16 protein-coding genes are annotated in these 14,302 nt (G+C 37.9%); all 16 read right to left on the bottom strand.

What is annotated here, in order from left to right; genetic code table 11:
* Nucleotides 1-368: 368 nt before the first annotated feature.
* The 16 genes from EDD74_RS14645 to EDD74_RS14570 all read right to left on the bottom strand — a co-directional run bounded on the left by EDD74_RS14645 (nt 369) and on the right by EDD74_RS14570 (nt 14,040).
* Complete coding sequence (locus EDD74_RS14645; RefSeq protein WP_242990193.1) at nt 369-719, bottom strand: hypothetical protein; 351 nt, start codon at nt 717-719, stop codon at nt 369-371.
* Between the two features lie 59 nt (nt 720-778).
* Nucleotides 779-1,168, bottom strand: a complete 390-nt coding sequence (locus EDD74_RS14640) for a hypothetical protein (protein WP_116442527.1) — start codon at nt 1,166-1,168, stop codon at nt 779-781.
* A gap of 31 nt (nt 1,169-1,199) precedes the next feature.
* Complete coding sequence (locus EDD74_RS14635; protein WP_116442327.1) at nt 1,200-1,958, bottom strand: hypothetical protein; 759 nt, start codon at nt 1,956-1,958, stop codon at nt 1,200-1,202.
* A gap of 34 nt (nt 1,959-1,992) precedes the next feature.
* Nucleotides 1,993-2,553 carry a hypothetical protein gene (locus EDD74_RS14630; RefSeq protein ID WP_116442328.1) on the bottom strand — a complete coding sequence of 187 codons (561 nt, stop codon included), beginning with the start codon at nt 2,551-2,553 and terminating at the stop codon, nt 1,993-1,995.
* A 32-nt stretch (nt 2,554-2,585) separates the two neighbouring features.
* Nucleotides 2,586-3,152: a sugar-proton symporter gene (locus EDD74_RS14625; protein ID WP_116442329.1), complete on the bottom strand. Its 567-nt coding sequence runs from the start codon at nt 3,150-3,152 to the stop codon at nt 2,586-2,588.
* A 72-nt stretch (nt 3,153-3,224) separates the two neighbouring features.
* Nucleotides 3,225-3,806: a DUF6652 family protein gene (locus EDD74_RS14620; protein WP_016440666.1), complete on the bottom strand. Its 582-nt coding sequence runs from the start codon at nt 3,804-3,806 to the stop codon at nt 3,225-3,227.
* 4 nt (nt 3,807-3,810) lie between these two features.
* Nucleotides 3,811-4,374 (bottom strand): hypothetical protein, encoded by a 564-nt coding sequence (locus EDD74_RS14615; protein WP_116442330.1) that lies wholly within the window; start codon nt 4,372-4,374, stop codon nt 3,811-3,813.
* 60 nt (nt 4,375-4,434) lie between these two features.
* Nucleotides 4,435-5,121, bottom strand: coding sequence for a hypothetical protein (locus EDD74_RS14610; protein WP_116442331.1), 687 nt, complete (start codon nt 5,119-5,121; stop codon nt 4,435-4,437).
* Nucleotides 5,122-5,371: 250 nt separating this feature from the next.
* Nucleotides 5,372-6,079, bottom strand: a complete 708-nt coding sequence (locus tag EDD74_RS14605) for an ABC transporter permease (RefSeq protein WP_116442332.1) — start codon at nt 6,077-6,079, stop codon at nt 5,372-5,374.
* Nucleotides 6,073-6,996 carry an ABC transporter ATP-binding protein gene (locus EDD74_RS14600; protein WP_116442333.1) on the bottom strand — a complete coding sequence of 308 codons (924 nt, stop codon included), beginning with the start codon at nt 6,994-6,996 and terminating at the stop codon, nt 6,073-6,075. The genes EDD74_RS14605 and EDD74_RS14600 overlap by 7 nt, the downstream gene beginning before the upstream one ends.
* A gap of 65 nt (nt 6,997-7,061) precedes the next feature.
* Nucleotides 7,062-8,024: a sensor histidine kinase gene (locus EDD74_RS14595; protein ID WP_116442334.1), complete on the bottom strand. Its 963-nt coding sequence runs from the start codon at nt 8,022-8,024 to the stop codon at nt 7,062-7,064.
* Nucleotides 8,021-8,722 carry a response regulator transcription factor gene (locus EDD74_RS14590; protein ID WP_016438501.1) on the bottom strand — a complete coding sequence of 234 codons (702 nt, stop codon included), beginning with the start codon at nt 8,720-8,722 and terminating at the stop codon, nt 8,021-8,023. The genes EDD74_RS14595 and EDD74_RS14590 overlap by 4 nt, the downstream gene beginning before the upstream one ends.
* Before the next feature lie 86 nt (nt 8,723-8,808).
* The gene (locus EDD74_RS14585) at nt 8,809-10,419 is read right to left on the bottom strand and encodes a recombinase family protein (RefSeq protein ID WP_116442335.1); all 1,611 of its coding nucleotides are present in this window, start codon (nt 10,417-10,419) and stop codon (nt 8,809-8,811) included.
* A gap of 83 nt (nt 10,420-10,502) precedes the next feature.
* A complete protein-coding gene (locus EDD74_RS14580) occupies nt 10,503-12,128 on the bottom strand; it encodes a recombinase family protein (protein WP_116442336.1) in 1,626 nt (541 codons plus the stop codon).
* Nucleotides 12,129-12,144: 16 nt separating this feature from the next.
* Complete coding sequence (locus EDD74_RS14575) at nt 12,145-13,758, bottom strand: recombinase family protein (RefSeq protein WP_116442337.1); 1,614 nt, start codon at nt 13,756-13,758, stop codon at nt 12,145-12,147.
* An 18-nt stretch (nt 13,759-13,776) separates the two neighbouring features.
* Nucleotides 13,777-14,040, bottom strand: a complete 264-nt coding sequence (locus EDD74_RS14570; protein WP_242990194.1) for a DUF6870 family protein — start codon at nt 14,038-14,040, stop codon at nt 13,777-13,779.
* Nucleotides 14,041-14,302: the final 262 nt, after the last annotated feature.

Below are 14,302 nucleotides of genomic sequence, written 5' to 3'. Positions count from 1 at the left end.
ATCGTCAGCGACTATACAAAAGTATATTGAGAGTCAGGGTTAATGGCTAAAGATTCACAAGGCTCCTCCCACCACCTGAAGGTAGTGGGTTTCCGCCTATGGCAAACGAAAGGATTTAATTTATGAAAAAATGCAAATCAACAGAATACTAATAACCAATTCAACATCTCCCATGGATACAAAACATTGAAAAATCAACACAATTCCTACTAATAATAAAGCTGTTTCCTCAATTCTCGAATGTAACTTTATGTTTTTTACCCCATTATAGCTTTTGATAAGAGATAACTTTCCTTTAATAATACTGAATACACCTAAAACACCCATTATATTTCCTGCTTACTAAAGCTGTGAAAATGCTATTGTTGTTATTTAATTTCAATGTTCGTCATAGTTACTAACCCAAGACGAACTAAAATAGTTTGTACGATACGATACCAAAACATACATAGACTCAGAAGTAAAGCATATAAAATAATTGACGCTTGTAAATATTGTCTGCCAAAGTGAATAAGAATAAGCAGTGGAGACATTAATATTACAAAAAATATAATGCTTGTAATTATTTTTTTTATGTTTTTTGTATCTGCTAAATCAAATTCCGCTCCACAAGAACATTTGTTCGGTATCATTCCTTTTATTTGAGCACTACAGTTCATGCAATATAGTTTCTTCATTCTCATCACCTCTACAACTTCTAATTTTTCTCTAAGCACCATATAAGAATCACTTTTATCTTCTCTGGTAGCTTATAAAGAAAAATTTTATATAATCATCCCTACCAGTCCTCTACTATAATCGTCGTATCGATAACAATATCATCCTGAAATCTTACTTGATATACCTTCCACCCTGCCAATAGATTGTCTTGAATGCGGTATTCATAGTATATGATCTTTTCCGTATCCGGCTCTGTTTTTCTCCATGTCGGCGAGCCTAACAACTCTTCTATTTCATATCTGCGCATCCCAGCCACGTTATACTTTTCTTCAAAATCGTCAATATAAAGATATCTTTTCGCCAGATCGCAGTTCAGCCATCCCTTCTGGGAAAAACTTCTTTCCTGATAGGATGCCCATACGGTAATCCCACCCAATATGCACACAAAGAAAAAACCGTAGACACAAATCAGTATATTTCTGTGAAAATTTTTCTGCGTACGCTTCATCGCTTTTTCCTCCATAGGTATTCTGCTGCATTTACTTATTTTCTCCCGGCAACTGAAAGCCCGGTATTTCACTCCAAAATAAAGCTTTGCTATCCGCACCGTCTTCAAGCAAATATCGTACAAATTCTTTTTCACACAAATCTTTTTCCGTTTTCATTCTGTCATATGTATTCTTTAAAATTGTACTGATTCGTTCATAATCTCGGGAAAACACTTTAACAGGTATTATTTGATACTTTTCCCATAACAGCCGATTAAAAGATTGTATGGTAGAAACTTTCCATGAATATCCCGCTTTAACTTCAAGATATTGCCCCGTCATATAAAATATTTTTACAGATGTGATATCTCTATTGTTGAGACTTGCCGCAACCCATGCCCTTCCAATAATCGTCATATTCTTTGAAATAAATTTTCCATGGATGCAAAACCAATTTTCACTTTCCAATAGATCCGGACTATTTAAAGGATTTTCCATACTGCCTGTCATTTTCCGAAACACTTCTCCCTCAAACAGTTCTTCCAATTCTTTTTTTGTGAAAATTTGATTAAAAACCGGTACGCAATGATATCTTGTAAAAAGATAGTTCTTAACCGGCCGAAAAGATTTCACAAGTATCGCACCGTCTAAAATGATTACAACTATTGTTTTCAGATCATGATCTTCTATCAACCCCCGGAAGCCTGCATATAATATGATAACTGCAAATAACCATACCGATACTATGATTCCCTTTTTAATCGGATATAGCTTTTTCCATTCTGTCGTCCGGATTATATTTCTCTTCATAACAATCCCCTTTCCCCATAATCATACATTTTTACTACATCCTCTTTTTCAAATATTGATATAAGTTTTCCCGCAAAACAGGTCTTGCTATAGCAACCATACTGGATAATGCAATCATGCTGGCTAAAAACAGCACTAACAAAAGAATGAGGTTCGTTATGTAAAAAGCGAAACAGAGAATCGCAGAGATGAAACTCCATAGATACATGATCGTTTTTTGCGTCTTAAAATCCTTTTGCCCTTTCTGCAGCAATTCATCAGATAGTGGATATGGCACTTCTACCCCGTCTTTTTTCAAAATTCTCGTGATATTATTTTCAAAAAACAACAAGCAAATGCCGCCGATACTAAGACAGAAAAAGACAAGGAAATCTTTCAAATAGCCATTTTGAGCCAACAGTATATAAGCTTTGTCATTTAATAGGTATCCCAGATACAGCGCCGCTAAAATACACAATTGATATTTTAAGGAAAATGAAAATTTACTTTCTTTTTTATATCGCAATAGTTTCTCTTCTGCTGTGTCATAATAGAAAGCTGAATGTTCATTTTCTCTGCAGAGCTGAATGTACCTGTTTCGCTCCCTGAATCCCATTTTTGATTCTCTCCCTCCTGATAAAATCAATCTCACTCTTTCCGTTCCCGGAAATATTTTTTTACTTGTGAAGCTTCCGAAAATTCTCCGTAATGAAAAAAAATCACTCCGATTATCCCACCCAGTAAGAGCAGAACGATTCCCGTAAGACGAGAGACTCGGATCATAAAAATCATACCGATCAAAAAAATGACCACACCTACAAAAACAATTATTCCTAATACTCTTCTGTTCCATCTCCCCCGAAGATATAGATTGAACAGATCTGATTTTTCCATTTCAATCCCCATCGTATGTTCCTCGATATATCGATACTTTTCTGCAAATGATTTTTTTACCTTTTGATCAATCAAAACCAGAATTCCAATTACCAAGATCATCGATAAAATTCGGACATTCTCAGATAAGATTATTTGCTTTGATACCTCTTCTAAAAATGTTGCTGCCACTCCGCCTGAAATCAAAAGGAACAGGATTCCTTTCGTATTTTGCTTTGCATAGTATGCAGACAGACAAATCTGATATACTTTTTGAGATTGTAAGTCAAAATAATATTCATCCGTCTTCTTATCATGAATTTTATAACATAATTTAATCATCCGCTTCCCCCACTCTTCCTTCCGACAGCATCATCGATAAACGATCGGTTTTCTATATTCTCTTCAAACTCTTTATACAAAAATACTCAGCACATACAGCAGAATGAAAAGTATTGCGAGACACACTCCCGCAAACACAGCTATTGTAGTTTTGACCAGATGCTTTTCTTTGATTGTCAAAATCATCATGGAAAATACATCAAAAGAAAAAAGAAACTGGCAGATGCCGGACAGGATTACCACTGCCTTTGAATGTCTTCCTTCTTTACATGATTTTATGAGGTAGGCGATTGCATATGGCGCTGCTCCCAACAAAATCCCATATCCAAAGATCAGGAAAACAACTGTGACCAACCCAAACAACACCATCAACGGCAGCGGAAACAGTGCAGCAAGTGTCACGCTGATGGTAATACATCCTCCAATCAAATAGAATGGAATCAATCCATATTTAATGATCAATGTACAATTTAACAGCGTTTTTCTTGACCATTTTCTTCCTACCGTCAATACAACGATCAAATTGACTACTCCCATGAGAAAAGGCAGAAGTGCTGAAATAATCTGTAATTCCACTACCTGATCAAATAAGCCCGGCAAAAGAAAAAATGTATAAGAGACGATCACATATAAAATTGGAATCAAATATGGCATTCTCCTACTCTCCTTTCAAGATTTTACCTGCAATTTTCCATCCTTTTAGCGGATGATTTCCCACGAAACCAGTTATCAGTAAAATCGTTATCATACACATGACTGAGTTAAAAAAAGCATATACCAGAACGGATGGCACAATCCAGATCATCAAAAATCGGTATCCCACACATACTCCTATAAAAATAGCCATCAATACCATATGTTGCAAAAAGCTTTTTCGGTTCTGTTTTGCCAATTTCCGTTTTTCTTCCAGTCCGCAAGGATACACTCTTGCATTTTCTTCCACTTTTCTTTTTGCACGTCTTAACAGATATCCAGAAACGATCGCCCCTACAATCACTCCCAGTCCCAATGAAATCCAGTACAACAAATTTTTGTCAAAAGGAATTGGTTTTTCTATGTTCCGTACAAGCGCATAGATTATCAGGGAAATTCCCGAAAGAACTCCAACCGCAAGTCCGTTCCCCCCTTTTTTATTATCAAATACAAAAAATTCTTCCGTCTGCTCATCATAATAATAACTGCTCCATGTGTTCGCTTCGCTGCAGATCCATATGTATTTCATCAAACTCACATCCTTTTCTGATTACTTTTCTTCCATTCATCTTCCCTCTTCTGTCCATTTTTAATTGCTTTCCTGCGAAACAGTGATTTTCTCTAATATCCACCAAATGATTATAAAACACCCAACATATACGACTGCTCCAACCGTTGTGGAACGTCTTCCAAGCATTGTAGTCAAATTCCAAATTGCATTATCCAACCCTATTTCTTGAACCATCGAAGAAGTTCCATATCTTTCAACAGCATAATTTACTTGTTTCAGATAATAAAATAAAGTTCCACCATAAAAGATCAATAAACAAACAAATATCGTCACTAAAGCATTTATCTCTTTTCCCTCTTGTTTTATCTTTCTTTTTCCAACCTTTACGAATAGAAAATAGTCTAACCCTGCTATGTAAAGAATCATAGAAAGCTCCATAGCAGCTACAAGTAGCAACATATTCGGTTGACGAGCGACCGTCAGATCAATACACGTATCAATTCCAGCCTTTATTAGCGTTGCAAGAAATCCAAACAAGACTATTTTTCCTATTCTTTTCTTGCCTCCATCGCCCATCTGCATCTGCTCTGCAACAGAAAACAAAACAGAATTGTAAATCCACCACGTCACAACAGATATCAAAAAGGAAAACGAAAAATCTCCTAATACCATATACGGAATCCTGATCAAAATACGATTCACGAAACCAAATACTACCGTTGCAGCTATTACAACTGCCAATTCATTCTTTCGTTGATCTTCCATACGATTTCCTCCTTCATAATTCCATCACTCTTTTTCTGGAAACATTTCCAAATTCTTTTGTACAAATTTTATAATAAGATTATATATTACCAATCAATTCTTGTATATATTTTTTTGCATGTGGAGAATAAAAATTTTAGGCGCGAGCATAGAAACGCAGCCTGATCCACGACCAGACTGCCTCACTCATTGATTCCAATATAAATTTTCAATATCTTCCGCTTCCCAGAAGTTTTTTCTTTTGATCCATCTATATAAAATCTTTCTTTTCCACTCCGATCACAGATAGAACAGCAAACAGAAGGGAAATGATTGTCAAAACAAGAGGGAATACGGCATTGTTTGCCAGTGTAAGATCTCCAATGTTTGCCTGCGTCAAAATAATCAGCAGAAAAGAGGAGATGATCGTCGCTTTTGTGGATTTCATTGCCAACCCGATAAATAGTGCAATAAAACTCATGCTAACAATAGAGATCGATTTTACAATAAGCTGTACATAAAATCTCAGACTTGCCATATCATAATCGATTGGAAATGATGATACCATAAACTGGGACCCCCACAAAATACAGCCATAAATTACAAGTTTTGTTATTACCAATGCCAGGAAACAGAAAATCCAAACCGAGAGCATTTGAGAAATAAGTATTTTCTGCCGCTTAATCGGGTAAGAGAACATCAATGCCATTGTTTTATCTTTATAGGCACTTACAATAAAAGATGAGAGCATTACACCGGTAAATACTAGAAATGACATACTGCAAAATAATTCAATAGGCGCTGAAATTGTACCGTTTCCCGGCGTTGCGTCCGGAATCCCTGTATCCGGATCATCTGCAATGCCAAGATAGGCCAGTGCAAACAGAAACAGACAAAGAACACCCGCCAATATCATTGCATTTCTAATATACTTTCCAATGTTGTTTTTCCTCCATTCTAATTGAATCAGCTTTAACATAATCTATCCACCTCCGCAGTTAATTTAAGGAAGTAATCTTCTAAAGTTTCAGCTTGTCTGCCAAGCGCAACCACTTCAACATCATTCAATGCTAACACCTTAGACAATTCCTTTATTGAAACGTGCTGGTCATAAATACGGATCGTATTGTTTTCAATGATCTTAAAATTGTTATACTCCAGTTTTTCACTCAATACATAGGCAGCTTTTTTAGGATCTGCTACTACCAGTTCCACATATGCAAGGCTCATCCTCTCTATTTCTTTCATGCCGATTTCTTTCACCATCATCCCGTGATGAATGATACCTACCGTATCAGCAATACTTTCAACTTCTGAAAGGATATGGCTGGAAATCATAATCGTTGTTCCATATTCTTCGCAAAGATTTTTTAGCAAATCACGGATTTTCTTCCTACCTGCAGGATCCAGTCCATTTGTCGGCTCATCAAGAATTAATAATTCTGGCTTGCAAAGAATTGCACGTGCGATACCAAGTCGTTCTTTCATACCAAGAGAATAATTTTTTACAGCTTTTTGTGAGGCAGCCGATAATTCCAGCAGATCAAGCGCATTTTCAATGCTTCCATGTTTATAATACCCCATGTACTCACAATGTAGCTGCAAATTTTCATACCCGGTCATGTGATTATAAAAGGTAGGAAATTCAATGATACTTCCTATTCTTTTTAAGATTTCACAGGACTGTGGAGTAAGTATTTCTCCGAAAATTTCAATGCTTCCACTTGTCGGCTTCCAAAGATTTGTGAGCATTTTCATAACAGTAGTTTTACCTGCACCGTTCGGGCCAAGGAAACCATAGATTTCCCCTTTCTTTACGTGGAGATTGACATTCTTAACAATCTCTTTCCCATCAATGATTTTTGTAAGGCTATTTGTTTGTACAACATATGACATATTCTATTGCCTCCTTTCTAAATTCCATTGTAACGGCTCAGATTTTCAAAACTCTTGAATAAATATTACAAATTTCTTTCGAACATCTTAAAGTAAGATTTTTTCAACTGTATTGTAAAAGTCGTTTTGACATAAGGAATACTTTCCAAAGTAATATCCCCTCCAAGACAAACAGCTAGATTTTTGGCGATGGTCAGACCAAGTCCGTTCCCTTGTATCTTACGATTACGAGAATCTTCCATTGTAAATAATCTATCAAATATGCTGTCTGCAAACATTTGATCAATGCCTTTTCCCTTATCTGTTACCTCCACATATACGTTTCTTTCTTCATTTTTCAATGAAAGCCCAAGATATTTTCCGTCCGCCCCGTATCGGATGACATTGGAAATCAAATTAAACAGAATACGTTGTAAAGCTTCTTTATTCCCTTGCACAAAAACAGGCATTTCCGGAATATCAATATTTACTTGAAAGTTTTTGCTAGAAAGCAACTCATAAAAATCCAGTACACTTTCTCGACAGATTTCGCAAATATCTACCTTCGAAAGCGCTATATCCATATCGCCCGACTCAATTTTTGATAGGGTAAAAAATTGATCGATCATTCCCATGACCCCTTGCGCTTTATCCTCTACCTTTTTCAGCATTTCAGCAGAAATTGTTTCGCTTAACTGCATGATTTCCAGATACCCCAAAATAACAGTCATAGGCGTTTTAATATCGTGAGAAATATTCGACAACATTTTTTTAGAGGCTATCTGAGAATGGCGATAATCCGCTTTTATTTTCAAGTGTTTCTCCAGTAATTCATTGATTTGTGCAGCCAATTCTATTAGCTCTTTATTGTCCGTAAAAACCATTACTTGCTCGTCACTGTCCGTTTCTATGATTTTTTTGAGCTTATCACTGATTTCCCGTAATTTTGCTTGTGTTCCTGTGCGGAAAGTAAATTGCTGATAAAATACAACACATATCAAAAAAACAATACAAATGCACAGGAAAAAAATAACCGTTGTATCCTTCATACATTTTCCCCCAATTTGTATCCAATCCCCCATACGGTGATGATATACCGGGGATTGCGAGTATCTTCTTCGATTTTATTTCTAAGACGACTTATGTGCACATTCACAGCATTTTCATCACCAAGATAAGCATCCTTCCAAACAAGAGCATATATTTGTTCCTTTGTATAAACCTTTTTCGGATGTTGCATAAGCAGCTTCAAAATTTCGTATTCTTTTGCAGTGAGTTCCACCCGTCTTCCGCTCTTTGTCAATGTATAATCTGACAGGTTCATTACTAATTCTCCGGCAGTTAATCGTTTCGGAATATCCTCTGATCCTTGATCATATTGATTTCTCCTGCGAATATTTGCCTTAATGCGAGCTAACACCTCCACAACAGAAAACGGCTTTGTAATATAATCATCAGCTCCTAAACTCAGCCCTAATGTTTTATCGATTTCGCTATCCTTTGCAGAGATAATAATCAGTGGAACAACACTATGTTCTCTAATATGCTGCATAACATCCATTCCACTGATTTTAGGTATCATCAGATCAAGAAGAATCATACTAAAGTCTGTGCGATCAAAATAGTCACATGCCTCTTGTCCGTCGTATGCACAAATCACCTCATAATTTTCTACGGTTAAATAATTTTTTAACATTTCGCTGATTTCTTTATCATCTTCTATCAATAAAATTTTATTCTGATTCATAGATTAGCTGACTCCCTTTTGTAATAAAAATTTTGCTTATATTATACACTATATACGCCCACACCGACAAACACAAAAAATAGTCCTTAGGTAGCTTTCCCATCACTGAAATTCCAGATAATCTCCACATGCCGCTCATCCCACACTTTTACCTTTCTTATGAAACTATCCACGGTTTCCTGGTTCAGCTCATGGATCTTACATGCTTTCCAAATCTTATCGGCATCCGGCAAGCCTGTATGCTTCTCTGCCTCCATCTCTACCAGAAGCATCTTCTGCCTTTGGATTTCACTTTTTATCGCATCTTCCTTCTTCTGTACCTTTTCTTTGCATGCCAGATATTCTTCTTTCAAGATTTCCTTCTTTTTATATCGCTCATAAAGTATGATCTGCTCTTTTCCTGTAATCTCCAAATTTTTTCGGGCTTTTCGCAGCTTAGCCATCTTTGCATCGTACTGCCTTTTCTGTACCTCCTGATACAGCTTCCACACTTCTTTCAGTTCAATCTGCCTGCAGATTTCTTTTTGCAAAGCGGATACAAGCATCTGCTCTAAAAGGAATATGTTCACTTTTTTCAAACAGTTCTCATTGCCGGTCGCATAACGATCCTTGCAATAAAAATAAGGATGTTTCGCATTCCGATAGCACAAAGCCCTGCCACACTCTCCGCATAGTACCTTTCCTGTCAACATGTGTGCCTTTCGTGGCTGATAAGGTTTTGATATTCCTCTCGTCCGCTGTACTTCCTCAAAAATCTCCCGTTCAATGATCGGTTCATGATGATGATAGGTAATCTTCCACTCACTTTTTGGTTTTAAGTGATTTTTTCCTCCGACAGCATCCTTTTCATATTTCCCATATACGACATCTCCGGCATAAAAATCATTTCGCAGTATCTTGCAAATGGTCGTATGATGCCATGAAAATTCCTTTCCCAAAGGGTTCCGATGTGTTACTCCTCTCGCCGCCAGATATTCCACCGGTGTTTTTATCTTTTCCTTGTGAAACTTCTTTGCAATATCCACAGAAGAATAACCCTCTAACGTCAATCGGAAAATTTCCCGGATTACTTTCGCCTCTTCTGGCACAATCTCTACTTGATTCTTATCATCTGCTTTCTTACGATATCCAAACGGACAGTTTGCACTGCAATAGATTCCCCGCTCTTTTTTAGAATGCAGAGAAGAAATTACTTTTCCTGATAAATCCTTCGAATAGAGATCGTTCACCAGCGCTTTAAATGCCAGATCCATACCCATCATTTGATTCTGAACAACTCTACTGTCATAATGATCATTCACAGAAATAAAACGGATGCCCAAAAACGGAAAGAGCTGTTCGACATAGAAACCCATTTCTACATAGTCTCTGGAAAAGCGGGAAAAATCCTTTACGATAACACAATCTACCTTCTTCTGCCGGACACATCTTAGTAATTCCTGCATGGCAGGTCTGTTCATGCTAGTTCCGCTGTAACCATCATCTACAAACTCGAAAATCTCACACCCATACGGGCATCCCGTAATACATGCCTTCGGCTGGCAGACTTCGTCTGATAAAATTTCCCCTCTAAAATTTTGCTCAATATATTCTTTTAGCAATAAACGTTGACAAGAAATACTGTTACTTTCCTGGGTATTCCGGTCATCTTCCTTGGACAATCGCAGATACATTGCGATCTTCAGCCTATTTTGCATCGCTTATTCCTCCTGAGACTTTTACAAATTTTTAAAGTTTTTTTCTTTCCCATGACCTTCGGGCAAGAAATATCTCACGCTTTCTATTCCATCCATATATCCTTCCATTTCCAGAGAACCTCGATCCGTTTTCCAGGATACACATAGATTTTCCCTATCAGGTTTTGTACCAGTTCCGCATTCAACACAGCGCCACCTTGACATTTCAAAACCGTGCAGAGAGCTTGATTCTGCTTATCTACCAGTCTGTCAACCGAAGCATATTTTAGAGATAACTCCCGCAAAAGCCGCTGATTTTGTTCCTTTTTTTCTTCCAGTTTCTTTTTGATTTCCAGAAATTGAGTCTGTGAAGTGCTCCCGCTTCGATACTCCATATAACAAAAACTGATCTTCCTATCTATGTTCTCTACCGATTTTTGCAGCTCTTTTTGTGTTTTCTCTATCTGTCCTTTTCGTATTTCTCCAACCTCTCGATTAAAATCTGTAAGTTTTTTCATCTGTATATCACTGAGAAGAAACTCTTTTTTCAACAGATGCAATATCACTTTCTGAAGCTGAAGAACTGTAATCGATTCATTTTTACATTTGTCTTCATCAATGCGTTTTCTATTCGGGCATCCATAAGAAACAAAAGTCCTCTTTTTGTTATTAGAAAACTCTCTTTCTGTCACCGTCCGGCTAAATTTATGTCCACATTCTCCGCAATACAAAATGTCCCGGAACACCTCTTCCATCGTATTATTCCGAAGTGATCTGGACTTTTGGATCTTACGGTTTCCCTCCAGCCTTTCTCCTACACGACAAAAGACTTCTTCCGGAACAAGAGGTTCATGGACATGTTCTGCTATGATCGGTTCTCTTATATGCTTGCCGGATTGCGCAAGATTTCCTATGTAAACGACATTACTCAACAAATACCGGATAGCTTCTCTCCTCCACTGCCTCAGTTTCTGCCCCTCCTGCTGGTAAACAGTTTTGTATGCTTTGTAATCGCCCGGGCAGTGAATCTTTTGCTCATACAGCCACTTTACAATAGAAACAACGTTTTCCCCGGAATCATAACGCACAAAAATCTCTCGAACGATCTCACTGGTCAAAGATTCACGCACCAACGTCCGTCTCCCATCCATTTTTTCGATTCGAAAACCATACGGCGGAACACTGCCTAGATATTCTCCCTGCTTCCTCTTTGTCTGCTTGCTGGCTTTTACCTTTTCTGCAACGTCCCTTGCATATAGTTCGTTGGCTATATTTTTCAAATGCATGGAAAGCGCTTCATTACAATCTCCTTGTTTTGCGCTGTCATACTGATCTGTAATAGAAATAAACCGGACACCCATGAAAGGAAACATCTTTTCCACAAAGTTTCCCACCTCAATATAGTTTCTTCCGAATCTCGAAAAATCTTTTACGATCACACAGTTTATCTTTTCCTCTCTCACATCCTGCATCAATCGCTCAAAATCACTCCGCCAAAAATTCGTTCCCGTAGCCCCTAGATCCGAATAACAGTCATACAATAGAATATCCTTATGAGTCTCTATAAACGTCTTCCCCATCTCAATCTGCGTTTCAATAGACACTTCGTCGCCATCCTGATGATCTACAGACAGCCTTGCATAAACGCCTGCCACATATGCTTTCTCTGTTTTCTTTTCAAAAAGTTCCTGACTTTCCAGCCGTCTTTTGCGTTTTGATGTTCTTGCCACTGAGATCACCTCCTGATTACGAGCCTGCCATTCTTCTTATCTCTTCCTGATACCCAAATTGTATCACAATCCGTTTCTCCTCATAAACTTCTATCCGCTCCACAAACGCCAGCAGTGCCTCCCTGTCTAACGTCGTAATCTGCATCGTCTCTTTTAGCCGTTCCAACCTGACATTAGAGTGCACTCCCTTGTAAAACAATTTCTTTACCAGTTCCTCCTGCTTTGCAATCGCCCATCCCGTTTCTAGATACTGTTTTTCATAAATTGCGCTAAATTTTTGAAAATCTGCCTGCGTGATCACTCCTGCTTTCCAGTCTTCATAAAGCCCTGCGCGAAGTTTCTGATAGTTCTCTTGCTCACCGCGCAGACGTATCATCTCCTGCTCAAATCCAACAACATCTTCCAAATGCATTTCCCTTGTCCGAAGATACTGCATCTGTCTGTTTTCATCGATCAGAAGTGCTGCTTGCAGCCGGATGATCTGAAGTATGACTCTTTTTAAATCCGCTTCCAAAATACGGTGTCTGCTGCAACCTTCGCTCCGATTTCTCGTGGAACAGATATAAGATATTTTTTCTGTTCCCTTGTATCTGTTCATACGTCGGACCATCGGCTCTTTACAGTCTCCGCAAAACAGAATCCCCGAAAACATATGCGCTTTTTCTTTTCCTTTCTCGGCTCTGGTATCTACTTCCAAAAGTCGCTGCACCTTTTGGTAATCCACTTTGGAAACGATCGCTTCATGAGTTCCCTCTACTTTACACCATTCCGACTCCGGCTTTTCTAAAATCTTTTTAACCTTATAATTGACTTTCTCTCGTTTTCCCTGCACCATCGTTCCGGTATAAATTTCATTGGTCAAAATTCGCTTGATTGCTACCGCAGACCATTTGGATACGATTCCTGCCTGAAACCCTGTGGCATAATGTTCGCCATGGGATTTCTTATATTCCAGCGGGGAGAAAATTCCATTTTCATTCAGTTTGTTCGCAATGGCAAGATTGCTCATTCCATCCAGTTTCCACGCAAAAATCTTTTTCACAATTTCTGCCGCATAGGTATCTATAACAAGCTTATTTTTATCCTCTCGATCTTTCTGATATCCATAGACTGCAAACGCCCCGATAAATTTCCCCTGCTCCCGTTTTATTTTCTGATGTGATTTTACCTTTTCTGAAATATCCTGACAGTAGAAATCATTCACAAAATTCTTTACCGGTATTACAAAAGATGTTGTATTCTTATCTGCAGTCAGACTATCGTAATGATCCGTAATCGCAATAAAACGCACAGAAAAAGCCGGGAAGGTCTTTTGAATGAACCGCCCGGCTTCAATATAATCTCGTCCAAATCTAGATAAATCTTTTACAACAACACAATTTACCTTCCCATTTTTAATGTCTTCTATCATTCTTTTAAAATCCGGTCGATCAAAATTCGCCCCTGAATACCCATCATCAATATAAAGATCAAACAACTCCATATCCGGCTGTTCTCTTACAAACGAACAAGCAAGGGCACGCTGAGAGGAAATACTGTCACTTTCTCGTTTTGCACCGCAATTCATATCTCCATCCTCCCTCGATAAGCGAAGATAAATCGCCGTATGATAACATACATTTTTTTGCATCTTGCTTCCTTCTGCCTTTTAATATTTTGTTTCTGCAATTTTTGAAATATACTGTTTCAACCGGTCATTCAAAGTCTCTGTACAGTCGGAATATCCAACTTTTACAATATATTCTCCCACCCGTACAAGATAAGGGTTATGTACCTGTTCCACATACCCCTTTACTCTTCTTTGTACCGACTGTTTCGTGTAAATTTCAATTTCACTAATATCTACCAATTCATCAGTATTTACATTTTTTATATCGACCTGCTGCATTTCTCGCAAACTCTTTTCCTCCAAGTGATAGCCCCCTTTCTACTTGAGATTGTATGCACCTGGGGACTTGTCTCATGCTAAAAAATATTCCTCATTTCAAGTATTTTGAAGTATATCGAAAACTCATTTTACCACGATTAAATGAGCCTTGATATGATGCTAAAACAGCGCTAAAAAGCAGTCAATCACTATGAACTGCTCCCCGTCAAGAGGACAGAGAAAAAATATAAAATTTCCCCGGCCAGCAGCTAAATGTTGCTGGCCGCTTTTTATGCAGCAAGGCACA

Source organism: Faecalimonas umbilicata (assembly GCF_004346095.1).
GTDB lineage: Bacteria > Bacillota > Clostridia > Lachnospirales > Lachnospiraceae > Faecalimonas > Faecalimonas umbilicata.
Note: the sequence above shows the minus strand (reverse complement) of the source record. Positions and strands in the feature narration are given on the sequence as shown.

Bases quoted from the DNA above. Each gene is read 5' to 3' on its own strand.
- EDD74_RS14590 (WP_016438501.1), bottom strand. From the start codon at position 8,722: ATGAATCAGAATAAAATTTTATTGATAGAAGATGATAAAGAAATCAGC.
- EDD74_RS14605 (WP_116442332.1), bottom strand. From the start codon at position 6,079: ATGTTAAAGCTGATTCAATTAGAATGGAGGAAAAACAACATTGGAAAG.
- EDD74_RS14620 (WP_016440666.1), bottom strand. From the start codon at position 3,806: ATGCCATATTTGATTCCAATTTTATATGTGATCGTCTCTTATACATTT.
- EDD74_RS14585 (WP_116442335.1), bottom strand. From the start codon at position 10,419: ATGCAAAATAGGCTGAAGATCGCAATGTATCTGCGATTGTCCAAGGAA.
- EDD74_RS14600 (WP_116442333.1), bottom strand. From the start codon at position 6,996: ATGTCATATGTTGTACAAACAAATAGCCTTACAAAAATCATTGATGGG.
- EDD74_RS14575 (WP_116442337.1), bottom strand. From the start codon at position 13,758: ATGCAAAAAAATGTATGTTATCATACGGCGATTTATCTTCGCTTATCG.
- EDD74_RS14625 (WP_116442329.1), bottom strand. From the start codon at position 3,152: ATGATTAAATTATGTTATAAAATTCATGATAAGAAGACGGATGAATAT.
- EDD74_RS14635 (WP_116442327.1), bottom strand. From the start codon at position 1,958: ATGAAGAGAAATATAATCCGGACGACAGAATGGAAAAAGCTATATCCG.
- EDD74_RS14595 (WP_116442334.1), bottom strand. From the start codon at position 8,024: ATGAAGGATACAACGGTTATTTTTTTCCTGTGCATTTGTATTGTTTTT.
- EDD74_RS14645 (WP_242990193.1), bottom strand. From the start codon at position 719: ATGGTGCTTAGAGAAAAATTAGAAGTTGTAGAGGTGATGAGAATGAAG.
- EDD74_RS14610 (WP_116442331.1), bottom strand. From the start codon at position 5,121: ATGGAAGATCAACGAAAGAATGAATTGGCAGTTGTAATAGCTGCAACG.
- EDD74_RS14615 (WP_116442330.1), bottom strand. From the start codon at position 4,374: ATGAAATACATATGGATCTGCAGCGAAGCGAACACATGGAGCAGTTAT.
- EDD74_RS14640 (WP_116442527.1), bottom strand. From the start codon at position 1,168: ATGAAGCGTACGCAGAAAAATTTTCACAGAAATATACTGATTTGTGTC.
- EDD74_RS14630 (WP_116442328.1), bottom strand. From the start codon at position 2,553: ATGGGATTCAGGGAGCGAAACAGGTACATTCAGCTCTGCAGAGAAAAT.